The 25,842-nt window shown below is 72.4% G+C and carries 24 protein-coding genes and 7 pseudogenes; 26 read left to right on the top strand and 5 right to left on the bottom strand.

What is annotated here, in order from left to right; genetic code table 11:
- The first annotated feature begins 10 nt into the window (after window positions 1-10).
- From U6N30_RS23860 to hpf, 11 genes and pseudogenes are all read left to right on the top strand, one after another.
- The gene (locus U6N30_RS23860; protein ID WP_324274234.1) at window positions 11-868 is read left to right on the top strand and encodes a glycerol-3-phosphate dehydrogenase C-terminal domain-containing protein; all 858 of its coding nucleotides are present in this window, start codon (window positions 11-13) and stop codon (window positions 866-868) included.
- 115 nt (window positions 869-983) lie between these two features.
- Window positions 984-2,225, top strand: a complete 1,242-nt coding sequence (manA, locus tag U6N30_RS23855) for a mannose-6-phosphate isomerase, class I (RefSeq protein WP_324274233.1) — start codon at window positions 984-986, stop codon at window positions 2,223-2,225.
- Window positions 2,226-2,350: 125 nt separating this feature from the next.
- Window positions 2,351-2,587, top strand: a pseudogene (locus U6N30_RS35700) (adenosylhomocysteinase); the annotation flags it as partial.
- Between the two features lie 95 nt (window positions 2,588-2,682).
- Window positions 2,683-3,825 (top strand): adenosylhomocysteinase, encoded by a 1,143-nt coding sequence (locus tag U6N30_RS23850; RefSeq protein WP_479690540.1) that lies wholly within the window; start codon window positions 2,683-2,685, stop codon window positions 3,823-3,825.
- 150 nt (window positions 3,826-3,975) lie between these two features.
- On the top strand, window positions 3,976-4,683 hold the full coding sequence (gene mtrA / locus U6N30_RS23845; protein WP_422677975.1) for an MtrAB system response regulator MtrA: 708 nt from the start codon (window positions 3,976-3,978) through the stop codon (window positions 4,681-4,683).
- A 271-nt stretch (window positions 4,684-4,954) separates the two neighbouring features.
- Window positions 4,955-6,181 (top strand): annotated as a pseudogene (gene mtrB, locus U6N30_RS23840) (MtrAB system histidine kinase MtrB); the annotation flags it as partial.
- 65 nt (window positions 6,182-6,246) lie between these two features.
- Window positions 6,247-6,393 (top strand): ATP-binding protein, encoded by a 147-nt coding sequence (locus U6N30_RS23835; protein WP_324274231.1) that lies wholly within the window; start codon window positions 6,247-6,249, stop codon window positions 6,391-6,393.
- A 180-nt stretch (window positions 6,394-6,573) separates the two neighbouring features.
- Window positions 6,574-7,581, top strand: coding sequence for an LpqB family beta-propeller domain-containing protein (locus tag U6N30_RS23830; protein ID WP_324274230.1), 1,008 nt, complete (start codon window positions 6,574-6,576; stop codon window positions 7,579-7,581).
- Window positions 7,582-7,586: 5 nt separating this feature from the next.
- A complete protein-coding gene (locus tag U6N30_RS23825; RefSeq protein ID WP_324274229.1) occupies window positions 7,587-8,291 on the top strand; it encodes an LpqB family beta-propeller domain-containing protein in 705 nt (234 codons plus the stop codon).
- Between the two features lie 29 nt (window positions 8,292-8,320).
- Window positions 8,321-9,136, top strand: coding sequence for a ComF family protein (locus U6N30_RS23820; RefSeq protein ID WP_324274228.1), 816 nt, complete (start codon window positions 8,321-8,323; stop codon window positions 9,134-9,136).
- 39 nt (window positions 9,137-9,175) lie between these two features.
- Window positions 9,176-9,853, top strand: a complete 678-nt coding sequence (gene hpf / locus U6N30_RS23815) for a ribosome hibernation-promoting factor, HPF/YfiA family (RefSeq protein ID WP_324274227.1) — start codon at window positions 9,176-9,178, stop codon at window positions 9,851-9,853.
- A 50-nt stretch (window positions 9,854-9,903) separates the two neighbouring features.
- On the opposite strand, the gene U6N30_RS23810 is transcribed toward hpf, so the two are convergent.
- The 5 genes and pseudogenes from U6N30_RS23810 to U6N30_RS23795 form a co-directional block, all read right to left on the bottom strand.
- On the bottom strand, window positions 9,904-10,530 hold the full coding sequence (locus U6N30_RS23810; RefSeq protein ID WP_324274226.1) for an aldehyde dehydrogenase family protein: 627 nt from the start codon (window positions 10,528-10,530) through the stop codon (window positions 9,904-9,906).
- A gap of 117 nt (window positions 10,531-10,647) precedes the next feature.
- Window positions 10,648-11,344 (bottom strand): annotated as a pseudogene (locus U6N30_RS34515) (aldehyde dehydrogenase family protein); the annotation flags it as partial.
- 31 nt (window positions 11,345-11,375) lie between these two features.
- Entirely contained in the window at window positions 11,376-12,131 is a 756-nt protein-coding gene (locus tag U6N30_RS23800) for a dehydroquinate synthase/iron-containing alcohol dehydrogenase family protein (protein WP_422677974.1), read from the bottom strand.
- 106 nt (window positions 12,132-12,237) lie between these two features.
- Window positions 12,238-12,588, bottom strand: a pseudogene (locus U6N30_RS34510) (iron-containing alcohol dehydrogenase); the annotation flags it as partial.
- Window positions 12,581-13,785, bottom strand: a pseudogene (locus U6N30_RS23795) (Ldh family oxidoreductase). The pseudogenes U6N30_RS23795 and U6N30_RS34510, both read right to left, overlap by 8 nt.
- Between U6N30_RS23795 and U6N30_RS23790 the strand changes: the two are divergent.
- The 15 genes and pseudogenes from U6N30_RS23790 to U6N30_RS23710 all read left to right on the top strand — a co-directional run bounded on the left by U6N30_RS23790 (window position 13,691) and on the right by U6N30_RS23710 (window position 25,678).
- On the top strand, window positions 13,691-15,736 hold the full coding sequence (locus U6N30_RS23790) for an extracellular solute-binding protein (protein WP_324274224.1): 2,046 nt from the start codon (window positions 13,691-13,693) through the stop codon (window positions 15,734-15,736). The pseudogene U6N30_RS23795 and the gene U6N30_RS23790 overlap by 95 nt on opposite strands.
- Window positions 15,737-15,857: 121 nt before the next feature.
- Window positions 15,858-16,220: an ABC transporter permease family protein gene (locus tag U6N30_RS23785; RefSeq protein WP_324274223.1), complete on the top strand. Its 363-nt coding sequence runs from the start codon at window positions 15,858-15,860 to the stop codon at window positions 16,218-16,220.
- The gene (locus U6N30_RS23780; RefSeq protein ID WP_324274222.1) at window positions 16,217-16,951 is read left to right on the top strand and encodes an ABC transporter permease; all 735 of its coding nucleotides are present in this window, start codon (window positions 16,217-16,219) and stop codon (window positions 16,949-16,951) included. The genes U6N30_RS23785 and U6N30_RS23780 overlap by 4 nt, the downstream gene beginning before the upstream one ends.
- Complete coding sequence (locus U6N30_RS23775) at window positions 16,939-17,517, top strand: ABC transporter permease (protein WP_324274221.1); 579 nt, start codon at window positions 16,939-16,941, stop codon at window positions 17,515-17,517. Before U6N30_RS23780 ends, U6N30_RS23775 begins: the two co-directional genes overlap by 13 nt.
- Window positions 17,518-17,525: 8 nt before the next feature.
- Window positions 17,526-18,665, top strand: a complete 1,140-nt coding sequence (locus U6N30_RS23770) for an ABC transporter ATP-binding protein (protein WP_324274220.1) — start codon at window positions 17,526-17,528, stop codon at window positions 18,663-18,665.
- A gap of 4 nt (window positions 18,666-18,669) precedes the next feature.
- Complete coding sequence (locus tag U6N30_RS23765; protein ID WP_324274219.1) at window positions 18,670-19,170, top strand: hypothetical protein; 501 nt, start codon at window positions 18,670-18,672, stop codon at window positions 19,168-19,170.
- On the top strand, window positions 19,167-19,328 hold the full coding sequence (locus tag U6N30_RS23760; protein WP_324274218.1) for a hypothetical protein: 162 nt from the start codon (window positions 19,167-19,169) through the stop codon (window positions 19,326-19,328). The genes U6N30_RS23765 and U6N30_RS23760 overlap by 4 nt, the downstream gene beginning before the upstream one ends.
- Before the next feature lie 193 nt (window positions 19,329-19,521).
- Window positions 19,522-19,842, top strand: a complete 321-nt coding sequence (locus U6N30_RS23755) for an enolase C-terminal domain-like protein (protein WP_324274217.1) — start codon at window positions 19,522-19,524, stop codon at window positions 19,840-19,842.
- A gap of 1 nt (window position 19,843) precedes the next feature.
- Entirely contained in the window at window positions 19,844-20,428 is a 585-nt protein-coding gene (locus U6N30_RS23750) for an enolase-like domain-containing protein (RefSeq protein ID WP_324274216.1), read from the top strand.
- Window positions 20,347-21,002 (top strand): annotated as a pseudogene (locus U6N30_RS23745) (enolase C-terminal domain-like protein). Before U6N30_RS23750 ends, U6N30_RS23745 begins: the two are co-directional and overlap by 82 nt.
- Window positions 20,999-22,162 (top strand): enolase C-terminal domain-like protein, encoded by a 1,164-nt coding sequence (locus U6N30_RS23740; protein WP_324274214.1) that lies wholly within the window; start codon window positions 20,999-21,001, stop codon window positions 22,160-22,162. The pseudogene U6N30_RS23745 and the gene U6N30_RS23740 overlap by 4 nt, the downstream one beginning before the upstream one ends.
- Before the next feature lie 157 nt (window positions 22,163-22,319).
- Complete coding sequence (locus U6N30_RS23735) at window positions 22,320-22,481, top strand: hypothetical protein (protein WP_324274213.1); 162 nt, start codon at window positions 22,320-22,322, stop codon at window positions 22,479-22,481.
- The gene (locus U6N30_RS23725; protein WP_479690539.1) at window positions 22,418-23,530 is read left to right on the top strand and encodes a hypothetical protein; all 1,113 of its coding nucleotides are present in this window, start codon (window positions 22,418-22,420) and stop codon (window positions 23,528-23,530) included. The genes U6N30_RS23735 and U6N30_RS23725 overlap by 64 nt, the downstream gene beginning before the upstream one ends.
- Window positions 23,419-25,094: pseudogene (locus U6N30_RS34505) on the top strand (preprotein translocase subunit SecA); the annotation flags it as partial. The gene U6N30_RS23725 and the pseudogene U6N30_RS34505, both read left to right, overlap by 112 nt.
- Window positions 24,989-25,678, top strand: coding sequence for an SEC-C metal-binding domain-containing protein (locus U6N30_RS23710; protein WP_324278435.1), 690 nt, complete (start codon window positions 24,989-24,991; stop codon window positions 25,676-25,678). The pseudogene U6N30_RS34505 and the gene U6N30_RS23710, both read left to right, overlap by 106 nt.
- The last annotated feature ends 164 nt before the right edge of the window (window positions 25,679-25,842 follow it).

The raw sequence follows: 25,842 nt of genomic DNA, 5'->3' as shown, positions 1-25,842 counted from the left end.
GCCCACCAGCGTGCTGTTCGTCATCCCGTGGGGTGAGCGCTGGATCGTCGGCACCACCGACACGCCCTGGCGGCTGGACCGCGACCACCCCGCGGCGAGCAGTGCCGACATCGACTACATCCTCGGCCAGGTCAACCGGGTGCTCGTGCGGCCGGTCGGCACCGACGACATCCTGGGCGTCTACGCCGGCCTGCGGCCGCTGCTGGCGGGTGAGTCGGACGAGACGAGCCGGCTCTCGCGCGAGCACGCCGTCCTCACGCCGGTCCCCGGGCTCGTGCTGGTCGCCGGCGGCAAGTACACGACCTACCGGGTCATGGCCGAGGACGCCGTCGACGCGGCCGTTGCCGGCCTCCCGGGCGTTCCGGCGTCCCGGACGGCGCGGCTGCCGCTCGTGGGCGCGCACCACTGGCAGGAGGTCCGGGACGGCGCGGCCGGGCTCGCCGCCGGCAGCGGGGTGCCCGAGGAGACGGTGGCGCGGCTGCTGCGCCGGCACGGCGACCGCACCCGGGACGTCCTCGACCTGGTGCGGGAGGACCCGGCGCTCGGCCGCCCCCTGGAGGGGGCACCGGGCTACCTGGCCGCCGAGGTGCTGCACGCCGTCCTCGCCGAGGGTGCGCTGCACCTGGACGACGTCCTGACCCGGCGGACGCGCGTCTCGATCGAGACCGCCCACCGCGGTGTCGAGTCCGCGCCGGAGGTGGCCCGCCTCATGGCCGCGGCACTCGGCTGGGACGAGGAGCGGACGGCGCGCGAGGTGGCGCACTACGGCGCGCGGGTCGAGGCCGAGCGGGAGTCCCAGCGCATGCCCGACGACCACACCGCCGACGCCGCCCGGCTCGGCGCGCCGGACGTCCGCGCGGGGGTCTGAGGAAGGACGACGTCCTCGCCACCCGTCGCAGGCCCGGCGCGGGCACGGGACGGGGCCACCCCGGACGGGGAGGAAGGCCGGGAAGGGGCCCGCCGTCCGGGTAGCCTCCAGCGCGATGTGGCAGCTCATGAACCCGGTGCGGCACTACCCCTGGGGGTCGCGCACGGTCATCCCCGAACTCCTGGGTGAGCCGAGTCCTGCCGACCAGCCGTACGCCGAGCTCTGGATGGGCGCCCACCCGGACGCGCCGAGCGTGCTGTCCACGGGCACGCCGCTGGACAAGGCGATCGAGTCCGATCCCGAGCTGCTGCTGGGGTCGTCCGTCCGCGAGCGGTTCGGCGGCCGGCTGCCGTTCCTGATGAAGGTGCTGGCCGCCGAGCAGCCGCTGTCCCTGCAGGCCCACCCCACCACCGCGCAGGCCGAGGTCGGGTTCGCGGCCGAGGACACGGCGGGGATCCCGCACGACGACCCCAAGCGCACGTTCAAGGACCCCTTCCACAAGCCGGAGCTGCTCCTCGCGCTGACCGAGTTCGAGGCGCTGTGCGGTTTCCGTCCGGTCGAGGAGTCCCTGCACTGCCTGGCCAAGCTCCAGGTGCCCGAGCTGAAGCCGACGATCGCGGCACTGGCCCGCGGCGGTCTGCGGGCGGCCATCCCGCAGCTGCTGGCGCTGACACCGGCGCTCCGGACGGAGCTGGTCACCTCCGTCGCCCGGGCCGCGGCGCGGTTCGTGGCCGCGCACGACCCGGAGTTCATCAACACCTACCGCTGGGCGGCGTCCCTGGCGCAGACCTACCCCGGTGACCCCGGCGTGGTCATCTCGCTGATGTGCAACCACCTCAAGCTGGCGCCCGGCGAGGCGGTCTTCCTGCCCGCGGGGAACCTGCACGCCTACCTGTCCGGGGCGGGCGTCGAGGTCATGGCCAGCTCGGACAACGTCCTGCGCGGCGGCCTCACCGGCAAGCACGTCGACCTCGCCGCGCTGATCGAGGTGCTGGACTTCACCGACGGCAAGGTGCCCGTCATCCACCCGGTGCTCGGCCCCGGCGGGCTGCGCTACCCGGTGCCGGTCGAGGACTTCGACCTGACCCGCATCCAGCTCGACGGGCAGGCCGGTTCGCTGACCACCCGGGGTCCGCAGGTTCTGCTGTGCACGGAGGGCCGGGCGGAGCTCGCCTCCGCCGACCCGGCCTCGCCGGAGGGGCGGGTGGTCCTCGAGAAGGGGCGGCCGCGTTCGTCCCCGCGGGCGCGCACGTCAGCGCGTCGGGGCCCGCCGTCCTGTACCGGGCGACGACGAACCTGCACTGATCCGCGGGGGTGTCCCGCGTCGCGCTCCCACGGGGTTGCGCCGCGGCCGTAGACTGGTCGACGGCACGAGCCCCGCCGAAGCCTCGGCATGCTCGCTCTCCCCGCATCGGGGATCGAAGCGACCCTGCATCCGACTGCATCGCCTGGCCTCGTGCCGGGCGGAACCCTGGAGCCTCCATGACCGCCAGCACCACCCTGACCGACGTCGACCACAAGGTCGCCGACCTCTCCCTGGCCGCCTTCGGCCGCAAGGAGATCCAGCTCGCCGAGCACGAGATGCCCGGCCTGATGTCCCTGCGCACCGAGTACGGCGACGCCCAGCCGCTGGCCGGCGCCCGCATCGCCGGCTCGCTGCACATGACGGTGCAGACCGCCGTCCTCATCGAGACGCTGACGGCCCTCGGCGCCGACGTCCGCTGGGTCAGCTGCAACATCTTCTCCACGCAGGACCACGCCGCCGCCGCGATCGTCGTCGGCGACGGCACCCCGAGCAGCCGGCCGGCGTCCCGGTGTTCGCCTGGAAGGGCGAGTCGCTGCCCGAGTACTGGTGGTGCACCCAGCGCCTGTTCGAGTTCCGCGACGAGTCGGGCGCGGTCGTCGGCCCGAACATGCTCCTGGACGACGGCGGCGACGCCACCCTGCTCGTGCACCTGGGCACCCGCTTCGAGGCCGACGGCGTCGTCCCCGACACCACCGAGGCCGACTCCGAGGAGTACGGGGTCATCCTCGACGTCCTCCGCGGCACCCTGGGCGAGGACCCCGGCTACTGGACCCGCATCGGCCAGGGCATCAAGGGCGTCACCGAGGAGACCACCACCGGCGTCATGCGGCTCTACGAGCTCGCCCGTGACGAGCGGCTGCTGTTCCCGGCCATCAACGTCAACGACTCGGTCACCAAGAGCAAGTTCGACAACCTCTACGGCTGCCGGCACTCGCTGATCGACGGCATCAACCGCGCCACCGACGTCATGATCGGCGGCAAGGTCGCCGTGGTCTGCGGCTACGGCGACGTCGGCAAGGGCTGCGCGGAGTCGCTGCGCGGCCAGGGCGCCCGCGTCATCGTCACCGAGATCGACCCGATCAACGCCCTGCAGGCGGCCATGCACGGCTACGAGGTGACCACGCTCGACGAGGTCATCGGCAAGGCCGACATCATCATCACCGCCACGGGCAACAAGGACATCATCTCCGCCGAGCAGCTCGGGCAGACCAAGCACCAGGCGATCATCGGCAACATCGGCCACTTCGACAACGAGATCGACGTGGCCGGCCTGGCCCGCACGCCCGGCATCACCCGGACGACGATCAAGCCGCAGGTCGACGAGTGGCGGTTCGCCGACGGCCACACGATCATCCTGCTGTCCGAGGGCCGGCTGCTGAACCTCGGCAACGCCACCGGGCACCCCAGCTTCGTCATGAGCGCCTCGTTCTCCAACCAGGTGCTGGCCCAGATCGAGCTGTGGAACAACCGCGCCGCCTACGAGGGCACGGTTCCCGGCGTCACCGTGCTGCCGAAGAAGCTCGACGAGCACGTGGCGCGGCTGCACCTCGACGCGCTGGGCGTGAAGCTCACCGAGCTGACCAAGGTGCAGGCCGACTACATCGGCGTGCCGGTCGAGGGCCCCTACAAGAGCGACCACTACCGCTACTGAACCCCCCGGGCATAGGTACCTATACCTGCGTTCTGGGGCCCGGGACACAGGTATAGGTACCTATGCCCACGACGGCGTTGGGACGCTGGGAAAGCGGCTCACCCTGACGGGTGGGCCGCTTTTCTTGCCTCACAGCGCAGAATGGACGACGTGCCACCCACCGCTCCGCAGAACGGGCCCAGCCGCGGCCGTGTCCTCGTCGTCGACGACGACGCCGCTCTCGCCGAGATGCTCGGCATCGTGCTGCGGCGCGAGGGCTACGAACCGGCCTTCGTGTCCGACGGCAATCGCGCGGTCGGGGTCTTCCAGCAGACCCGGCCCGACCTGGTGCTCCTGGACCTGATGCTGCCCGGCCGCAACGGCCTGCAGATCTGCCAGGACATCCGCACCCAGTCGACGGTGCCGATCGTCATGCTCACCGCCAAGGGCGACACGATCGACGTCGTCCAGGGGCTGGAGGCCGGCGCCGACGACTACGTGACCAAGCCCTTCAAGCCGGTGGAGCTGGTGGCCCGCGTCCGGGCGCAGCTGCGCCGCGGCGAGACGGGACAGGCCGAGAACCTGGCCATCGGTGACGTGCAGATCGACGTCCCGGCGCACCAGGTCACCCGGGACGGCGAGCCCATCGCGCTGACGCCCCTGGAGTTCGACCTGCTCGTCGCCCTGGCCCGGAAGCCGCGCCAGGTGTTCACCCGCGAGCTGCTGCTCGAGCAGGTCTGGGGCTACCGGCACGCGGCCGACACGCGGCTGGTGAACGTCCACGTGCAGCGGTTGCGCGCGAAGATCGAGCGCGACCCCGAGAAGCCCGAGGTCGTCCTGACCGTCCGCGGCGTCGGCTACAAGGCGGGGCCACCCTGACCGGACCGAGGCGCGGCGGCGGAGCCGTCGGCACCGTGCCGGTCACAATGGCTGGGTGACCCGCACCGCGCCGCCCTCGGGGCAGACCGAGGCGCAGCCTCCTGCACCGGAGAAGCCGCGGCCGACCGCGGAGCTCCGGCGCATCCGGCGGGGGCTGCGGCGCCGGGTCGGACGCGGCCGGCGCTGGGCCCAGCGCGCGCTGCGCCGGGAGACGGCGCGCGCGGTGCACGCGTGGCGCTCGTCCCTGCAGGTACGCATCGGCGCGATCACCATGGTCGTGGCCGGCACCGTGGTGATCATCGTGAGCCTCGTGCTCTTCAGCCAGATCCGCGACCAGTTGCTGTCGGTCAAGGAGGAAGCGGCCATCGACCAGGCGCAGACGGGCGTCGTCTACGCGCAGAGCCAGATCGCGGCCATCGCCCCGGGTGACGGCGCCAGCGTGCGCTCCACCCTCGACCGCACCGTGAACGCGCTGCTGCAGCGTGGGGGTGCGGCGGGGGACTTCGACGTCGTGATGGTGCACCGCATCGGTGACGTCGAGCGCCCCGCCTACAGCCGCCGCGCGGTCTTCCAGGCGCTGCCCGCAGATCTGCGCGCCGACGCCGCCTCAGGCGGGCAGTCCCGCAAGTACTGGCCGGTGCCCGATGCGGCCGGGGAACCGCAGCCGACGCTGCTCATCGGGGCCGCGGTGCCCAGCGACGTCACCGGCACCCAGCAGGTGGAGCTCTACTACGCCTTCCCGCTCCGCCAGGAGGTGGAGAGCCTGTCGCTGATCCGCAGCACGGTGGTGATCAGCGGGATCGCGCTCACGCTGTTCGTCGTCGGGATCGGCGTCCTGGTCACCCGGCTGGTGGTCGACCCGGTGCGCCGGGCCGCCGGCACGGCGCAACGGCTGGCCGAAGGGCAACTGGAGGAACGGATGACGGTGCGCGGTGAGGACGACCTCGCCCGCCTGGCCACCAGCTTCAATGCGATGGCCGACAGCCTCCAACGCCAGATCACCCAGCTGGAGGGGCTCTCGCAACTGCAGCAGCGGTTCACCTCCGACGTCTCCCACGAGCTGCGGACGCCGCTGACGACGGTGCAGATGGCCGCCGACGTCCTGCACGAGGCGCGCGGTGACTTCCCCGCCCACGTGGCGCGCTCGGCCGAACTGCTGCGCGCGGAACTGGACCGGTTCGAGGGTCTGCTGACCGACCTGCTGGAGATCAGCCGCTACGACGCCGGTGCCGCCGTCCTCGATGCCGAGCCGGCCGACCTGGGCGCAGTGGTGGCGCGCGTCGTCGCCGGCATGTACCCGCTGGCCGAGCGGCACGACTCGGAGCTGGTGGTGAACCGGCCCGACGAGGCGATCGTCGCCGAGGTCGACGGGCGCCGGGTGGAACGGATCCTGCGCAACCTGGTGGGCAACGCGATCGAGCACGGTGCGGGGCGGCCGATCGAGATCACCGTCGCCGCCAACCGGACCGCCGCCGCCGTCACGGTCCGCGACCGCGGCGTCGGGCTCAGCCCGGCCGAGACCCAGCACGTCTTCGACCGCTTCTGGCGGGCCGATCCTCGCGGGTGCGGACCGTGGGCGGCAGCGGGCTGGGCCTGTCCATCAGCCTCGAGGACGCCCGCCTGCACGGCGGCTGGCTGCAGGTGTGGGGACAGCCGGGAGCCGGCGCCCAGTTCCGGCTCACGCTGCCGCTGACCGCGGGGGCGAGCTGACCAACTCTCCGCTGCCGTTGCGCCCGGCCTTCCTCCGCCGACCGGGGACACCGTCGTGAGGCGGGCCGTCCGGATGCCCGTCGTCACGGCTCTGCTCTTCGTACTGTCGGCCTGCTCCACCGTGCCCATGACCTCGTCGACGGTCGAGATCCCCAGGCGCCGAACCGTCCGGCCGAGGTGGTGGGCATCGAGCCGCTGTCGCCGGCGCCCGGGGCGACGCCCGACGAGATCGTCCGCAACTTCATCGACGCTGCCGCTAGCGCGCGGCCGGGGCACCGCGTGGCGCGCGAGTACCTGACGCCCGAAGCCGCGCGCACCTGGTACCCCGAGGAGTCGGAGACCACCGTGATCAGCCAGGACTTCGCCACCGTGACGCGGGAGTCCGGCGCGGTGGAGGTGACGGCGAACCCCGTCGGGACGGTCGATCCGTGGGGTGTGTTCACCGTGGCCCCGCTCGGGACGTTCACCCGGCAGTTCGCCCTCGAGCAGGTGGACGACGAATGGCGGATCACCGATCCTCCCGACGGGCTGATCATCCTGGAGCCGGATTTTCAGCGGCTCTACGAGGAGACCCCGGTCTACTTCTTCGATCCGACGTACCAGCGCCTGGTGCCCGACCCCCGGTACGTCATCGCCGGCGAGGGCCTGCCCACCGCGATCGTCGACCGGCTGCTCGCCGGGCCGTCGGGCTACCTGTCCGCGGGGGTGCGCAACGCGCTGGCCGGTGCCCGGCTGCGGAGCAACGTCAGCCTGGACGGGCAGGCCGCGATCGTGGACCTGACCGGTCTGCCCGCGGAGCCGTCGCCCATGCTCGCGCAGGCCTCGGCGCAGCTGGTGTGGACGCTCAGCCGGCTGCGGAACGTCTCGATCAGGTCGGTGGAGGTCCGGATCGACGGCGAGCCGGTCGACATCGCCGACGTGCCGGACACGCAGACCACGGAGCACTGGACCGCCTTCGACCCCGAGGCGGTGCCGCTCGGGACGGTGGGCCACTACGTGACCGGCGGTGGAGTGCACACGGTGGCCTCCGGCGAGGCGATCCCGGGACCGGCCGGCACCGGCCAGTACGGCCTCGTCGCCGCGACCGTCTCGATCGACCCCGCGTCCGGTGACCCGTCCTACCTCGTCGGTGTGCAGCCCCAGGGGGCGGTGCCACCCTGCTGGCCGGCCCGTACGCCGGCGAGCTGACCGCGGTGCTCAGCGGTGGTCGGCTGAGTGCCCCCACCGTGGCGACCACCCGTGGGGAGGTCTGGGTGGTGCGCGACGGCACCTCCGTCGTGCGGGTGCAGGCCGGCGGCTCACCGCAGGCCGTCGCCACGCCCACGCTGCAGTCCCTGGGCCCGGCCCAGGCGTTCCAGCTCTCTCCCGACGGCACGCGTGCGGCGCTGGTGGTCGAGGGCCCCAGCGGCCCGGGCCTCTACATCGGGACGGTCGTCCGGGCCGACGACGGCAGCGTGGCGGTGCGGGACTTCCGCGCGATCGCGCCGGAGCTGACGCGGGTGACCGACGTCGCCTGGCGGGACAGCGGGAGCCTGCTGGTGCTCGCCGGCGACCTGGCGGAGGGCCGGGTCGTGCCCTACTCCGTCGGCGTCGACGGCTGGGGTCTCGCGGAGATCTCCCAGTCCGGGCTGCCCAGCGAACCACGGTCGGTCGCCGCCGCTCCCACCCGACAGCCGCTGGTGGACGCCGGCGGGACGATCTGGCAGCTCACCGGGGGACCTGGGCCACGCTGGTCCGAGGACGCGAGCCCCTTCCCGGGATGGCGCCCTTCTACCCGCTCTGACGACGACCGGCGTCCACAGGAGAAGGACCACCGGAAGGACCCCGTCCTCCTCACCACTCGCGGGCTCGCAGCGAGCCTCCGGACGGAGCCGTTCGAACTCACAGGCCCGCGGTGAGCCTCGCGACGGGGCCCTAGGGTGCGGTGATGGCCAGTCCGAGGCTCCGCGGCGTGGGGGCCGTGCTCGCCGATCTCGTGCTGCCCCGCACCTGCGCCGGCTGCGGGATCCCCGGCGCGGTGCTCTGCTCCCCGTGCGCACGGCACCTGGCCCGGCCCCTGCCTGCGGCACCGCGGCGTGTGCCCTGGGGTTTCCCGCCGACGGCCGCCGCGGGCCGCTACGCCGGTCCGGTCCGCCCGGCGGTGCTGGAGTTCAAGGAACGCGGGCGGGCCGAGCTGGCCCGGCCGCTGGGTGCGGCGCTGGCCCTCGCGGTCGCCGCCGTCGTCTCCGCCGTCCCGGGGCCGCTGGCTTCGCACCGTCCCGTGCTGCTCGTGCCGGTGCCGAGCTCGCGGGCGGAACTGCGCTCGCGCGGGCGGGACCACGTGCGCGAGCTGACCGGTCGGGCGGTCGCGGAGCTGCGAGCGGCCGGCCTGCCGGCCGCAGAGGCCAGGCTGCTGCGGCGTCGCGGGCAGGTGCGGGACTCCGCCGGGATGTCCGTGGCGCAGCGCCGCGCGAACCTGGCCGGCACGTTCCAGCGGGTGGACACGAGGCCGCTCCCGGAAGCGCTGCTGGTCCTCGTCGACGACGTCGTGACGACCGGGGCCACGCTCACCGAGGCCGCCGCGGCGCTCGAGGCCGGCCGGCCGGCAGGAGGCACGCCGGTCCTCGCCGCCGTCGTCGCGGCGACGCCGAGGACTGCCCGGGGCGGTCGTCCGGGAGTCCACCTGCAGGTTGTCCCGAAGCGGTCCGAGAACGTCCGTGGGGCGTCTCTCGATCGACTGTCGGGACCTCCGAGGAGGGACTAGCGTCGAAGCGACCTACAACCGGCTCAACCGGGAGGTCCCATGGAGATCGTGGTCCGAGGTCGCAACGTCGAGGTTCCGGAGCACTACCGCCAACACGTGGAGGACAAGGTCGGTCAGCTGGAGCGGTTCGACACCAAGCTCAGCCGGATCGACGTCGAGCTCTTCCACGAGAAGAACCCCCGCCAGTCGGCCGCCTGCCAGCGCGTGGAGATCACGTTGCGAGGCAAGGGCCCCGTCGTCAGGGCCGAAGCAGCCGGCCCCGACTTCTACGCCGCGCTCGATCTCGCGGCCGGCAAGCTCGACAACCGGCTGCGTCGCGCGGCGGACCGCCGCCGCGTGCACCACGGCCGGCGCACCCCGGCCAGCGTGCGGGTGGGCGGGAACATGGTCGCCGACATGGGCGCCGTCGATGCGCTCGAGCTCGACCGCCAGCTCGCCCAGGGGACGCACGTGACCGACCTCGACGAGCACCTACCCGGGCAGGTCGTGCGCGAGAAGCACCACCCGGCCACGCCCATGACCGTCGACCAGGCGCTGCACGAGATGGAGCTGGTCGGCCACGACTTCTTCCTCTTCCAGTGCGCCGACACGGGGCAGCCGACGGTCGTCTACCGCCGGCACGCCTACGACTACGGCCTCATCCGGCTGACCGAGGTGACGCAGAACGGCGCCGCTCCCGCTCGGACGGCCGAGCCGCAGGCCGTTCCCACCGCCTGAGCGCTGGGTTGGGGGGCGCCCGGAGGGGCGCCCCCAGCCCAGCGGGTCGGTCAGGCAGGCACCGTCGGCAGGTCCATCCCGATGTACTTCTCCTCGAGGAACTCAAGGATCCCCTCCGAGCTGCCCTCGCGGCCGAGTCCGCTCTGCTTGACGCCGCCGAAGGGTGCGGCGGGGTCGCTGAGCACGGCGCGATTGACGGCGACCATCCCGGATTCAAGCCGGTGGGCGACTGCCAGCGCGAGGGCCTGCTCGCCGTACACGTAGGCGATGAGCCCGTGGACGGTGTCGTTCGCCATCCGGACGGCCTCCGCGACGTCGTCGTAGCTCACGATCGCCGCGACCGGTCCGAAGATCTCGGTCGTGGTCAGCGCGCTGCCGTGCGCCACGTCCGTGACGACCGTGGGCTCGTAGAACGCGCCGGTCTCCGACCCGTGCCCGCCCGTCGTGATCCGGGCACCGTCGGCGACCGCGTCGGCCACGAGACCGGCCACCTTGTCCCGCTCGGCCACCGAGACGAGCGCGCCGAGCTGCACGCCCTCCTGCAGGCCCGGGCCGGTGCGTACGGCCCGCATCGCCGCGGTGAGGCGCTCGATGAACTCCGCCAGCAGGGAGCGGTGCACGTAGAAGCGGTTGGCCGCCGTGCACGCGGACCCGCCGTTGCGCATCTTCGCGACCATGGCCCCCTCGACGGCCGCATCGACGTCTGCCCCTGGGAGGACCAGGAAGGGGCGTTGCCGCCCAGCTCCATCGAGCAGTGCACCACCGTGTCCGCTGCCTCCCGGAGGAGCAGCCGGCCGACTTCGGTGGAGCCGGTGAACGACAGCTTGCGCACGGCCGGGTGGTGGATCATGCGGGCGACCGGCGGGCCGGCGGGCACCGGGGTCACCAGGTTCACAACCCCGTCGGGGAGCCCGGCCCGCTGCAGCGCATCGGTCACGTAGGCCGCCGTGAGGGGCGTCTCCGGCGCCGGCTTGAGCACGACCGTGCACCCCGCGGCGAGGGCAGGGGCGATCTTGCGGGTCGCCATCGCGGCGGGGAAGTTCCAGGGCGTGACGAGCAGCGAGACGCCGATCGGCTGCCGCGTCACGAGGATGTGCTTGTCACCCGCAGGGGAGAGCCGGAAGTCCCCGCCGATGCGCACCGCTTCCTCGGCGAACCAGCGGAAGAACTCGATCGCGTAGTCGGCCTCACCCAGCGCGTCCGAAAGCGCCTTGCCGTTCTCCCGCACGATGATCTCCGCCATCGTGGCGCGCTCGGCCCGCAGCAGCTCGAACACGGCGCGCAGCAACTCGCCCCGCTCGCGCGGCGGGTCGCCGCCCACCCGGGGCCCGCGGCGTCCGCGGCCTCCACCGCGTCGACGCAGTCCTGTTCCGTGGCGACGGCGAACTGCGCGATCGTCGTGCCGTCGCACGGGTCGATGACCGGGAAGCGCGCGTCCCCGGCGCCGGCCCGCCACCGGCCCCCGATGTGCAGGTCGGTCCTCAGCTGCATGGAAGTCTCCGTTCGTCGTGTCGTCGGCGGGTCAGGCGAGGGCTCGTGCGGGCCGGCCCTCGAAGGCGGCGGTCACGATCTCGGTGACCAGCTCGGGGGACCCGGGGAGCGGGGCGTTGCCCACCAGCCGCGTCACCCCGAGCGACAGCTCGACGACGCGCGGCAGGTCGGCGCGCTGCATGCCCAGCTCGGCCAGGGAGCCGGGGATGCCGATGTCCGCGACGAGCGCCCGGACCGCGGCCAGGGTGGCGGGCACGGTGGGGTCGGACAGTCCCATCGCGGTGCCGATGCCGACCAGCTCCGCGCCGATGGCCGGGGCGCACGCCTCCAGCACGTACGGCAGCAGGAGCCCGGTACCCAGCCCGTGCGGCGTGCGGGTGAGGGTGCCGACCGGGTACTGGATCGCGTGGGACAGGTGCGTGCCGGCCGTTCCGAAGGCCATGCCGGCGTAGAGGCTGCCCAGCGCCATGTCGGTGCGGGCGGCGAGGTCGCCGCCGTCGGTGACCGCCGTGCGCAGCGAGCCCGACACGAGGCGGACGGCGTCGAGGGCGAGGCCGGAGCTCAGCCGGTTGCGGCCGACGAAGACGCCGAGGGACTCCGGCCATTCCGTGAACCGGCCCGAGGCGGTGAACGACTCCACCGCGTGCACGAAGGCATCGATCCCCGAGTGTGCCGTGACGGCCGGCGGTGCCCCCACGGTGAGCTGCGGGTCGACGACGGCGGCGCGCGGGATCAGGGCCGGGTCGGAGACGCCGACCTTGAGGGCGCGGTCGGGGTCCGACAGCACGGCGACGGGGTGACCTCCGACCCGGTGCCGGCCGTCGTCGGGATCGCGACGATCGGCAGGACCGGCCCGGGCACCCGGTTCTCGCCGTAGAACTCCGCCACCGGCCGGGGTGGCTGACCAGCAGGGCCACCAGCTTGGCCAGGTCCAGGGCGCTGCCGCCGCCGTATCCGACGACGACGTCGGGACCGAAGCCCCGGGCCAGCTCGGCGCAGGCGAGGACGGAGCCGAGCGGCAGCTCGGCCTCGACGTCGTCCAGGACCAGCACGGCGTGCCCTCGCCCCTCCAGCTCGGCGTGCAGGGACCGGAAGGCAGGTGTCGCGGAGAGGATCCGGTCGGTGCAGAGGAGCACGCGGCGCCCGAACCGCTCGACCACGGCGGCGGCGGTGCCGGCCGCGCCGACGCCGAAGCGGATCTCCGTCGGCAGTCGCAGCAGCCCGAAGGGTGGCAGCTCAGACATGGCGGGCCTCCATGGCGGTCGGCTCGATCAGGGCGAGGGTCGCGCTCCACGTCGCCCGGTGCAGCGGGATCCCCTCCGCGAGTCGGCTGGTCCGGACGGCCCGGGAGCGGTCACCGGGCACGGAGACCGGAGGGGAACCTTCGGCTCCGCTCGCCCGCAACTGCTCCAGGTAGGCGGTGAGTGCGGGCAGCATCCCCTGCAGGCCGAGCCGCTCGAGCGAGATGGCCATGAACAGGTCGCCCTTCGTCGTCGGCTCGGTGGTGTCCAGCGTGCCGCGGACGTCGGTGCCCAAGGCACTCTCGGTGAGTACCGCGACGAGCGCCTCGAACGCCACACCGAGCGCGTACCCCTTCGACCCGCCGAACGGGGAGATGGCGCCCCGGCTGGCGGCGGCCGCGTCGGTGGTGGGCCTGCCGTGCTCGTCGACCGCCCAGCCGGCCGGGATCGGCTGCGACCGGCCGAGGTGGTCGAGGATCTTGCCCATCGAGACCGACGCGGTCGACATGTCGACCACCAGCGGGTCGCCCGTCGTGGGCACCGCGATCCCGATCGGGTTCGTGCCGACCAGTGCTCGTGAGCCGCCCCAGGGGTGGACGAGGGCCTCGCTCGTCGTCAGGGCCAGGCCGATCTGCCCGGCGGCGGCGATGCGTTCGACGTGGGGGCCAGCATGCCGATGTGGTTGGCCCCGCGCACTGCGGCGACGGCTACGCCGGTGCGGCCCGCCCGCCCGACGACCGCATCGACCGCGGTCTCGGCGACGACGGCGCCGAACCCCCAGCCGCCGTCGATGCTCGCGAACGACTCGGTTCGCCACTCGATCCGGACCTCGGCGTCGGTGACGATCAGGCCGTTGCGCATCCGCTCCACCAGCACCGGCAGGCGCCGGACGCCGTGCGAGCTGTGTCCCCGCAGATCGCCGTCGAGCAGCAGCTCGGTCTGGGAGCACGCGTCGCGCTCGGAGGCCCCGGCGCGGCGCAGCGCAGCGCGCACCGCGCGGCGGTACTCCTCGACCTCGATCGAGACTTCGTCGTCCACGTCCACCTCACCGTCGGCCGTCCGCTCCAGGGCGCGCCTACGATCCCGGCATGCGACGGACCAGGCGATGACGCGTCCCGCTCCGCAGGACGCCACTTCCTCCCTCCTGCGCGGCCTCTCGCTGCTGGAGCTGTTCTCCGCGGAGCGGACCGAGCTCAGCATCCGCGAGCTGGCCCGGCGGTCCGGCGTGCCCAAATCGACCACCCACCGGCTGGTCCTGGACCTCCTCGAGTGGGGTGCCTTGGAGAGGGGGCGGACCGGGGTCCGGCTCGGTGTCCGGCTGTTCGAGCTCGGGCACCTGGTCCCGGAGCACTCCCGGCTGCGGGAGCTGGCCATCCCCTTCGCGCACTCGCTGAACGGGATCACCCACCTGACCTCGAACCTGGCCGTGCGCGACGGCAACGAGATCATCTACATCGAGAAGATCAGCGCCCGCGACCTGAAGGTGCCGCACTCCCGCACGGGTGGCCGACTGCCCATGCACTGCACCGCGCTGGGCAAGGCGATCCTCGCCTACAGCAGCGAGGAGTACGTCGACGCGGTGCTGGCCGGGCCGCTCGCCCGTCGCTCCCGCAGGACCCTCACCGACCCGGCGCAGATCCGCCGGGAGCTCGTCGGCATCCGCCAGGAGAAGGTGGCCTACGACCTCGAGGAGTCGCAGGAGTCCCTGTTCTGCGTGGCGGCACCCATCTTCGCCCGGGGAACCGCGTCGTGGGGCGCTCTCGGTCACCGGGGCGACCGCACTGAACCAGGCGCGCAGCTTCGCCGGCGTCGTCCGGGCGTCGGCCCAGGCCATCTCGCTCGCGCTCGGGGCGCCGCGCGTCCCCTGAGGCGGGCGTCACAGGATCTGCCCCGCTCTGCGGGACACGGCCTTGCGACCGGGTGGCACGTCGGATGGATGATCCGCCTGCCTCGCCCCTCGGACCCAGTCCGCGGGCACGGCAGGACGACGGCGATCCCACCGAGCAAAGGAGCTACCGTGCGCAGATCCCACAGGACGGCCAGCGGGGCGTTGGCCGCGGCCGCGCTCATCCTGGTGTCCGGCTGTTCGGGCGGCGGCGACGAGACTGCGTCGGGCGACCAGCCCACCTCGGCGAGCGGCGATCTGGAAGCCCTCGTGGCGGATGCCCAGGCCGAGGGGCAGCTCACGCTCTACGGTGACGCCAACGAGACCTCCCTGCAGGCGTGGACCCAGGGCTTCACCGACGAGTACGACATCCCGGTGTCCGTGCTGCGGCTCCCCGGCAGCCAGCTCTTCCAGCGCTTCGCCCAGGAACAGTCCGCCGGCCAGGCGCAGGCGGACGTGTTCTGCCTCGCCGACTACGCCTCGCTGAGCCAGGCCGTCGAGCAGCAGTGGTTCGCGGAGTACACCCCGGAGGACGGTGACCTGCTGCCGGAGGACCTCGGGCAGCCGGGCTACTTCTATCCCCTCCAGAACTCCTATTACCAGACCGTCACCTACAACACCTCGCTGCTGTCCGAGGAGGAGATCGCCCTCGTCCAGGAGGACCCGATCGCCGCCGCGGGCGACCCACGGTTCGCCGGCCGCATCGCGGTGAACATGCCGCAGTCCTCGCAACAGATCGCCGCCTTCTACTACCAGCTCGCCGAGGGCCGGCTGGCCGACGAGTACGGCTGGGAGGCGCTGGAGGCGATCGCCGCCAACGACCCCGACTTCCTCTCGTCGGCCGAACTGGTCAACGGCGTCGTCCAGGGCGAGTACGCACTCGGCGTGGGCATCACGGACAGCCTGGCCGGTCCCATCGCCCTGCAGGGCGCACCGATCGAGTTCGCCTATCCGGACACCACCGTCGGTGGCGCCTTCGGGTGCGGGGTGGTCGAGAACGCCCCGAACTCCGCCGCCGCCCGCCTGTTCATGGAATGGGGGACGTCCCCGGAGGCCGGGGCCCGGTACTCCGAGATCACCCAGACGAACCCGTTGAACACCGAGGTCGAGGACAACCGGGAGATCACCGAGCTCGACTGGTACGAGGCCCCCGACGACTCCACCACCTGGTTCGAGTTCGTGACCGACGAGGAGTTCCTGGGCACGATCGGTCCGGACGGCGACTTCTACGACCGGTGGAGCGAGACCTTCGGGTACTCCGGCTGATGGCCGTTCCGACTCGGTCCGGCTCCGTGGCCGGCGGGGACCCTGCGATCGCTCCGGCGGACGCGGGGGACCTGCCGGTCGCGGGCCCCGGGGGCAGCCCAGCGGGCGGCGCAGGGCGAGTGTGCTGGCCTGGGCGGTCCTGCTCTTCGTGGTCGGCCTCATCGTGGGCCCGGTCGCCACCCTGTTCTACGGTGCCTTCCGCAGCGGCGGGCCGGGGCTGCCCGACGCCTCCTTCTCGCTGGACGCCGTCCTCCGGGTGTACGCGAGCACCGAGTACCTGGGATCGCTGTTCGGCACGCTCGCCCTGGCGCTCTCCACCGCCGCTCTCGCGGTGACCTTCGGTGGGCTGGCGGCGTGGGTGCTCTCCCGCACCGACGTCCGGGCGCGCGGGCTGCTGGAGCTCGGGGTGATCGTCCCGCTGTTCCTCTCCCCGTTCGTCGGAGCGGTGGCCTGGAGCATGCTCGCCGCCCCCGCTCGGGCATGATCAACGTGAACCTGCGGTGGCTGCTGGGGACGGATGCGACGTTCGTCGACATCACGACCTTCGTCGGCGTGATGTTCGTGATGCTCCTGTACTACATCCCCTACGCCTACCTGCTGATCTCCTCGGCGCTGAAGAACATGGACCCCTCGCTCGAGGAGGCGTCCTACATGAACGGCCGCGGGGTGATCGCCACGGCGCTGAAGGTCACCCTGCCGATCATGCGGCCCTCGCTCGCCGCGGCGTTCTTCTTCGTGGCGGTGCTGGCCACCGGCGTGTTCGCCATCCCCTCCGTGCTCGGCCTTGACGCCGGGTTCACGCCGCTGGCCGTGCAGGTCTACCGGGCGACGACGGTCTTCCCGTCGGACCCGCCGCTGGGTGCGGCGATCGGCACGATGATCTTCTGGTTCACCCTCGCCGGCATCTACTTCTACCGTCGGGCCATCCGCCACGGAGGCCGGTTCGTCACGGTGGGAGCGCGCGGCACCCGGCCCCGGCTCATCCGGCTGGGGTGGAAGAAGATCCCGGTCACGGCCGGGTTCGCCCTGTACGTCCTGCTGGCCACGGTCCTGCCGTACACCGCGCTGGTGCTCATGAGCCTGACGCCGTTCGCGATCACGGACTTCCGGGACCTCTCGCTGAGCTTCGACAACTTCGTCGAGGTGGCCACCACCCCGACGTCCTCAACGCGTTCACGAACTCGCTCTGGCTCGCCTTCCTGGTGCCGACCCTGACGGTGGTGCTCGGCGTGGCGGTCGCCTACGTGGTCGTCCGGGAGCGGGGCCTGCTCAGCGGGCTGGTCGACTACATCTCCACCGTCCCCATCGCGGTGCCCGGCATCGTGTTCGCCACCGGCATCGTCTGGCTGTACCTGCGCAGCCCGCTGTACGGCACGCTCACCCTGATCGTGGTCGCCCTGGTGGGCGTCTACATCCCGCACGCCGCGCGGTTCGCCAGCGCGGGGCTCATCCAGATCGACAAGTCGCTGGAGGAAGCGGGGCGGATGTCGGGCGCCGGCAAGCTCCGCGTCATCCGCACCATCACGTTCCCGCTCCTGCGTCCGTCGCTGATGTCCGCGTGGATCCTGCTCTACGTCTTCGCCATGCGGGAGGTGGACGAGGCCGTCATCATCGCCGGGCCCAACTCCCGTCCCCTGGCGGTCCTGGCCTTCAGCTTCATCGAAGCCGGGGCCATCCGGAACTCCGCCGTCATCGGACTCCTGCTGACCCTGGTCATGCTGACCGGCGTCCTCATCGCCCGGATGGTCTTCCGGGTGCGGCTCGACTCGTCGAGCCTGTGAACCGAGAGGTGATCGTGCCCGAGACCATCAACCCGACGTCCTCACCGGCCCGTGCCCGGGAGGACCGCCCCGTCACCGGCGCCTCCGTCGTCGTCGAGGACCTGCGCATCAAGTACGGGGACACCGAGGCGGTCAAGGGCATCAGCTTCTCGATCGCGCCCGGTGAGTTCGTCACGCTGCTCGGGCCCAGCGGCTGCGGCAAGAGCACCACGCTGCGCTGCATCGCCGGGCTGGAACCGCCCTCCGCCGGTCGGATCACGATCGACGGCCAGGTCGTGGCGACCGCGCAGAACCAGGTGCCCCCGGAGCGGCGGGGCGTCAACATGGTGTTCCAGTCCTACGCGGTGTGGCCGCACATGACGGTGGCCGGCAACGTCGGCTACGGCCTCACGAAGATGCCCAAGGCCGATGCGCAGGCCCGGGTGGCGGAGGTCCTCGACCTGGTCGGCCTGAGCCCCTACGCGAGCCGGTACGGAACGGAGCTCAGCGGTGGCCAGCAACAGCGGGTCGCGCTCGCCCGCGCCATCGTCACCCGCCCCAAGGTCATCCTCTTCGACGAGCCGCTGAGCAACCTCGACGCCGGCCTGCGGGAGCAGATGCGGTTCGAACTGCTCGAGCTGCAGCGCACGGTCGGGGTCACGAGCATCTACGTGACCCACGACCAGACCGAGGCGATGTCGATGTCCGACCGCGTCGTGCTCCTGCGCGACGGCCTGATCGAGCAGGAGGCCCCGCCGCGCGAGATCTACCGCCGTCCCCGGTCGCGGTTCGTGGCCGAGTTCGTGGGCCGGGCGAACATGATCGGTGGCACGGTCGCCGAGGGCGGGCGCACGCTCACCACCGAGCTGCCCGGCGTGACGGTCACCGGTGCAGAGGGCGCCGACGAGCCGGTGGGCGCCCGCAGCGTCGCGGTCTTCCGGTCGGAGGACGTGCTGCTCGGTGACGCGGCCGGCGGATGCGAGAACCGCTGGCCGGCGACGGTGGAGCGGGTCACGTTCCTCGGCCGGTTCCTGGACGTCACGCTCGACGTGGGCGGCACCGTGGTGCGGGCGGAGCTGCGGGCCGACGCATCCGTGGCGGAGGGCGAGCGCACGACCCTGGGCGTGCGCGCGGCGGACGTGCACTTCGTCCCGGCGGCGGAGCTGTAGGAACGTGCGGATCACCGATGCCGAGATCCTGACCTGCGCCGCCGGCACCCGCTACTGGTCGTACCTGAAGATCAGCACCGACGACGGCGTGACCGGATGGGCGGAGTTCACCGACGGCATGCTCTCCGCGCACGGGATGGCCGGCGTCGTGCGCCGGCTGGCCTCCTTCGTGCTGGGCGAGGACCCCACGTGCTGGCGCCGGATCGAGCAGCTGCTCCGCTCCCGCACCCGCGAGGCCGAGGACGGGCTCAACCGGCGGGCCGTCGGCACGGTCGTCAACGCGTGCCTGGACGTCGCTGCCCGGGCGCGCGGCCTCAGCGTGGCGGAGCTGCTCGGGGACCGCTGCGGCAGGATTTCCGGCTGTACTGGTCGCACTGCGGCCTCGGCCGGATCCGGCTCGCCCAGGCGGGGCTGGCCGAGCCGCTGCGCTCCCTGGACGACGTCCGGCAGCTGGGTGCCGACGTCGCCTCCGCCGGCTTCTCCGCGCTCAAGACCAACCTCATGACGGTCGGGCCGGACGGCGCCCGGCTTCAGCTGTCCTCGTGGGGCGGACCGGGCTGGCCGGAGCTGGAGCCCGACCCCGCGTCGTCGGCGGGGTCTGCGACGTCCTCGACGCCCTCGGCGACGGGGCCGGCCCCGGGGTGGAGCTGTTCATCGACGTGAACCACAACGTCAAGGGCGAGGGCATCGCGCGACTGGCCGACCGGTTCGGGGACCACGGCCTGGACTGGTTCGAGATCGACTCCGACGAGATCGCGCCGCTGGCGCACGCCCGCAGCCGTCGCGGCCCGCGCATCGCGTCGGGGAGACCTACACCGGGCTGCGTTCCTTCCGGCGGCTGTTCGAGGCCGGCGCCGTGGACGTGCCCATCGTCGACGTGGCGTGGAACGGTCTCCCCGAGGCGCTGCGCGTCGCGGACCTCGCGCACAACTTCGACCTCAACGTGGTGCCGCACAACTACGGCAGCCATCTGCTCACCTACATGAGCGCGCAGTTCGCCGCGCTGGTGCCCAACTTCGCGATCTTCGAGATCGACGTCGAGGGAGTTCCCTGGCGCGACGAGGTCGTGCCGGCGCCTGACATCGTCGACGGCCGCCTGCAGCTGCCGACGGGCCCGGGATGGGGTGCCGAGGTCGACGAGGAAGCGCTGCGCCGCCATCCCGTCGAGGAGGGCTGAGATGGCGACCGAGGTGGTGGCGCTCGAGGCGTTCCCCGTCACCGCCGAGTTCGACACGCCACCGGACCCGCTCAGCCTCGGCACGGCGAGCCGCCGCGACATCGTGCTGGTGAAGGTCACCTGCGCCGACGGGACGGTCGGCTGGGGCGAGGCGTTCCACGGCCACGCCGGCTCGGCGGTCGCGGAGATCGTGCGCACCACCATGCAGGAGGTCGTCGTCGGACGCGACGTCGGCGACAGCGCCGGGGTGAATGCGGAGACGGATGAGCGGTTCCTGTCCGGTGCCGGGATGGCCGGAGGATTCTCGCTCGCGCTCAGTGGTATCGACCTGGCCCTGTGGGATGCCTACGGGAAGCACCTCGGCCAGCCGGTGCACCGCCTGCTCGGCGGTGCGACGACCCGGTTCCAGACCTACGCCGGGGCTTCACCCTCGGCTTCACGACCCCGGAGCGGCTCGTGGCCTCGATCGGCGCCCTGGTCGATCGCGGCTTCTCCGCCGGGAAGGTGCGGGTCGGGGAACGGCTGGACCACGACCTGGCGAGACTGCGCGCGGTGCGGGATGCCTTTCCCGACTTCCGGATCATGACCGACGCCAACCTGGGCCCGAACTACGATGTCGCGGCGCTCGCCGGAGCCGCTGCCGATCTCGGCCTCGACTGGCTCGAGGAGCCCTACCCCGGAGCCGGATGGCGGACTTCGTCCGGCTGCGCGCGCGTGGCCTGGTGCCCGTCGCCGCGGGCGAGAACCTCGCCGGGGCGGCGGCCTTCGCCGAGTGGGTCCACCGCGGCGCGCTCGACGTCGTGCAGCCCGACGTGAGCCGGGCGGGAGGGCTCACCGAGTCATTGCGCATCGGGGCGCTGACCCTGGCGGCCGGACTCCGCCTCGCGCCGCACATCTCGCACGGCGTCATCAACCACGCCGCGACGCTGCACCTGCTGTCGGCGCTGGGCCGGGACACCGTCTTCGAGGCCGACCCCACCCCGGTCAACCCGCTCCGGGACGGTCTGCTGAGCGGGGGTGTTCGGCTCGACGGTGGGATCGCGGTGCTGGTCGACGCGCCGGGCTTCGGCGTGCAGGTGGACGAAGAACGCCTCGGGGCGTTCGCCGGCCGGACCGGGTCGCCCTGGCCACGGCCGCCGAGGTACGGGAGGACGTCATGAGCGCGATCAGGCGTGTGAGGCTGCAGACGCTGGGCTGGACCCGGCGCGGGCGGGCGTTCGACCGGTTCCTGCCGGTGGCCTCCGACACGGACAGCGAGAGCCCCGGCAGGGGCTGGGTCCTCACGATCGAGTCGGACGCCGGTACCGGCCGGCACGTCTGGAGCAGCGGGATCAACGGCTTCGCGGCTGCGGCCGTCCCGCAGGTGGCGAACTGGCTCCTCGGGCAGGACCCCTTCCAGCGCGAGCGGATCTGGAGCGACCTCAGCCACTTCTGGCGCAAGCACGACCGCACCGGCATCGGGTGCATCGACATCGCGCTGTGGGACCTGGCCGGCCGGGCGTACGGGGTCGGCGTCTCCCAGCTGCTCGGCGGGTACCGCACGACCCTGCCGGCCTACGTGTCCACCCTGCACGGGGCGGAGACCGGGTCGCTCTCCGCGCCGGAGGACTACGCGGACTTCGCCGTCCAGTGCGCGGACCTGGGGTACACCGCCTTCAAGATCCACGGCTGGAACGGTGAGGACATCCCGCGGGAGGTCGCCAACGTCCTCGGGGTGCGCGCGGCGGTCGGCGAGCGGATGGCGCTGATGCTCGACCCGTCGTGCGGCTACTCGACGTTCGCCGACGCGCTGCGTGTCGGCCGGGCCTGCGATGAGGCCGGCTTCTTCTGGTACGAGGACCCGTACCGGGAGGGCGGGATCTCGGTGCACGCGCACCGTCGCCTCGGGGAGCTGCTGACCACGCCGCTGCTGCTGGGCGAGCACGTCCGCGGGTTCGCCGCCCACGTAGACCAGATCGCCGGCCGTGGGACCGACTTCGTGCGGGCCGACGCCGACCTGGACGGTGGGATCACCGGCGTCATGAAGATCGCCCACGCCGCCGAGGGATTCGGTCTGGACGTGGAGCTGCACGGGCCGGGCCCGGCGCACCGGGCGTGCATGTCGGCGATCCGCAACACCAACTTCTACGAGCTGGCGCTGTCGGCGCCGAGCCTGCTGCGGGCCTCGGACGACTTCCCGGTCTACCTCGACTACAGCGACGACGTGCTGGCCGCGGGGCCCGGGGGCACGTTCCCGGTACCGGTGGATGCCGGGCTGGGCGTCGAGCTCGACGAGGACTGGATCGGCGCGCACGTCGTCGACGAGTTCGTAGCCGACTGACGGGGGGCGATCGCCGGCCGAGCGCCCCGGGCGCGTTGATCCCTGCTCAGGCGTTGCCGAGCACGCGGTCCACCGAGATCTCGATGACCACCCGGGCCGGGTTCTCGCGGGGCTGCCGGTAGCGCTGCGCGTAGCGGGCCACGGCGTCGGCGACCGCGTGGCCCTCGTGCAGGGTCCCGGCCCGAGCGTGCGAGGGCTGGGGGCACGGGGGTCCTTCAACTGGCAGACCGCGACCCGTTGCTGCCCGGCGCGGACGTGGCGGACCTTGACCGAGGAGCCCGAGGTGATCACCCGCGCCGCGGCCGTGGCGGGGTCGTAGGTGACCCCGACCGGGACCACGTGCGGGGTGCCGTCGGCGCGCAGCGTGGTGAGGGTGGCCAGGTGGCGCTCGACCAGCAGCTCGAGCAGGCCGGGGCCGAGGTCGTGGGGATCGTGGGGCACGCGGGAAGGTTACGGAGCAGCCGCTGTGCCGTACCGGCTGATCCCGGGGCGCATGCCGCCTACGCTGGGGGCGTGGTGTTCCAGAAGCTTCTCCGTGCCGGCGAGGGCAAGCTCGTCCGTCGGTTGTCCAAGATCGCCGATGCGGTCGAGTCCCACGCCGACGAGACCGGCGCGCTCAGCGACGCGGAACTGCGGGCCAAGACCGACGAGTTCAGGGAGCGGTACGGCGACGGGGAGTCGCTGGACTCCCTGCTGCCGGAGGCCTTCGCCGTCGTCCGGGAGGCGGCCACCCGCACCCTGGGCCAGCGGCACTACCGGGTCCAGCTCATGGGCGGCGCCGCGCTGCACCTGGGCAACATCGCCGAGATGAAGACCGGTGAGGGCAAGACCCTCACCGGTGTGCTGCCGGCCTACCTCAACGCGCTGGCCGGGAACGGCGTGCACGTGGTCACCACCAACGACTACCTCGCCTCGCGCGACGCCGAGTGGATGGGGCGGGTGCACCGCTTCCTCGGCCTCAACGTGGGCACGATCGTCTCCGGTCAGCGGCCCGACGTCCGGCGCGAGCAGTACCTGTGCGACATCACGCACGGCACCAACAACGAGTTCGGCTTCGACTACCTGCGCGACAACATGGCGTGGAGCAAGGCCGACCTGGTGCAGCGCGGCCACCACTTCGCGATCGTCGACGAGGTCGACTCGATCCTCATCGACGAGGCCCGCACCCCGCTGATCATCAGCGGCCCGGCCGAGACCAGCGCCAAGTGGTACGGGAGTTCGCCCGGATCGCGCCGATGCTCAAGCGCGACGTCCACTACGAGGTGGAGGAGGGCAAGCGCACCGTCGCCATCACCGAGGAGGGCGTGGAGTTCGTCGAGGACCAGCTCGGCATCGACAACCTCTACGAGGCGGCGAACACCCCGCTGATCAGCTACCTGAACAACTCGCTGAAGGCCAAGGAGCTGTTCAAGAAGGACCAGCAGTACATCGTCAGCAACGGCGAGGTGCTCATCGTCGACGAGTTCACCGGACGCGTGCTGTCCGGGCGCCGCTACAACGAGGGCATGCACCAGGCCATCGAGGCCAAGGAGAAGGTGCAGATCAAGGACGAGAACCAGACGCTCGCCACGATCACGCTGCAGAACTACTTCCGGCTCTACGAGAAGCTGTCGGGGATGACCGGCACGGCCCAGACCGAGGCCGCCGAGCTCAACCAGACCTACGGCCTGGGCGTCGTCCCGATCCCGACGAACCGGCCGATGGTCCGGGCGGACAAGTCCGACGTCATCTACAAGACGGAGAAGGCGAAGTTCGACTCCGTCGTCGACGACATCGCCGAGCGGCACGAGGGCGGCCAGCCGGTGCTGGCGGGAACGGCCAGCGTCGAGAAGTCCGAGATCCTGGCGAAGTACCTGCTCAAGCGGGGCATCCCGCACGAGGTGCTGAACGCCAAGAATCACGCACGCGAGGCGGCGATCATCGCCCAGGCCGGCCGGCTGGGCGCGGTCACGGTGGCCACCAACATGGCCGGCCGCGGAACCGACATCGTGCTGGGCGGCAACCCCGAGTTCATCGCCGACGAGACCCTGCGGGCCCGTGGCCTGTCGCCGGCGGAGACGCCGGAGGAGTACGAGGCCGCCTGGGACGACGCGCTGGCCGAGGCGAAGGCCCAGGTGAAGGCCGAGCACGAGCAGGTCGTCGAGGCCGGCGGGCTCTACGTGCTCGGCACCGAGCGGCACGAGAGCCGGCGCATCGACAACCAGCTGCGGGGCCGGTCCGGCCGTCAGGGCGACCCGGGGAGTCGCGGTTCTACCTCTCCCTCGGCGACGACCTGATGCGCCGGTTCAACGGCCCGATGCTCGAGTCGATGATGAACACCCTGCGGGTGCCCGACGACCAGCCGATCGAGTCGAAGATGGTCAGCCGGGCGATCCTCTCGGCGCAGACCCAGGTGGAGCAGCAGAACTTCGAGGTCCGCAAGGACGTCCTCAAGTACGACGAGGTGCTCAACCGCCAGCGCACGGTCATCTACGACGAGCGCCGCAAGGTGCTCGACGGCCAGGACCTGCACGTCCAGATCCAGACGATGGTCGACGACGTCATCAGCGCCTACGTCGATGGTGCGACCGAGATCGGCTACGCCGAGGACTGGGACCTCGAGCAGCTGTGGACCGGGCTCAAGGCGCTCTACCCGGTGGGCCTGGACATCCCGGAGCTGCTGGAGCGGACGGCCGACGGCGACCAGTCCTCGCTCGCTCCCGAGGTGCTCAAGCAGGAGCTCCTGGACGACGTCCACCGCGCGTACGAGGAGCGGGAGACCGGGCTCGGGTCGGAGGTGATGCGGGAGCTCGAGCGGCGCGTGCTGCTCTCGGTGCTGGACCGCAAGTGGCGCGAGCACCTCTACGAGATGGACTACCTGCGGGCCGGCATCCACCTGCGTGCGATGGCCAACCGCGACCCGGTCGTGGAGTACCAGCGCGAGGGCTACGACATGTTCAACGCGATGCTCGACGGCATCAAGGAGGAGTCCGTCGGCTTCCTGTTCAACCTCGAGGTGAAGACCAAGGCGGAGCAGGACGCCGAGGCCAAGGCCAAGCAGGACGAGGCGGAGGCCAAGGCGCTGGCCGCCGCGCAGGAGGGCACCGCCCGCGTCCTGGCCCGCCAGGCCGCCGAGGCCAAGGCCGCCCCGCAGGGTCAGGCGACCGCCGCCCCGTCGGCTCCCACCGCACCCACGCCGGCGGCATCGGCCGGCAACGGGACGGCAACACCGACGGCCCGCCGCTCCGGGACGGCCAAGCCGTCCGCGGCTGCGGCGTCCGCGGCCGCTCCGGTGGCGCCGACGCCGTCGGGCACCGGGCCGCAGCTGGACGTCAAGGGTTTGGAGGCACCGCGGCGCAGCCCGGAGCAGCTGAGCTACTCGGCGCCCAGCCTGGACGCCTCCGCGGGGAGTCGGGCAAGGCGAAGGCGGCCAAGTCGGCGACCGTCTCCGGCACCAAGGAGACCCCGCGCAACGCCCCGTGCCCGTGCGGGTCGGGCAAGAAGTACAAGTTCTGCCACGGGGCCAGCGCCGGCTGAGACAGACCCCTCAGCTCGGGATGAACTCCGTCCCGCTCACCCTCCACCGGCTCGTGGTGCCTCCGGACGGGGCCGACCGCCGCCGGGTCGAGCTCCCGACGGAACCTTCGCCGCGCCCCGAAGATCCCATCGGAGAGCCGTCGCGACAGCGCCATCCCAGCGAG

The organism is Blastococcus brunescens (assembly GCF_035320885.1).
GTDB lineage: Bacteria > Actinomycetota > Actinomycetes > Mycobacteriales > Geodermatophilaceae > Blastococcus_B > Blastococcus_B brunescens.
This window is presented reverse-complemented; position numbering and strand designations above follow the sequence as displayed.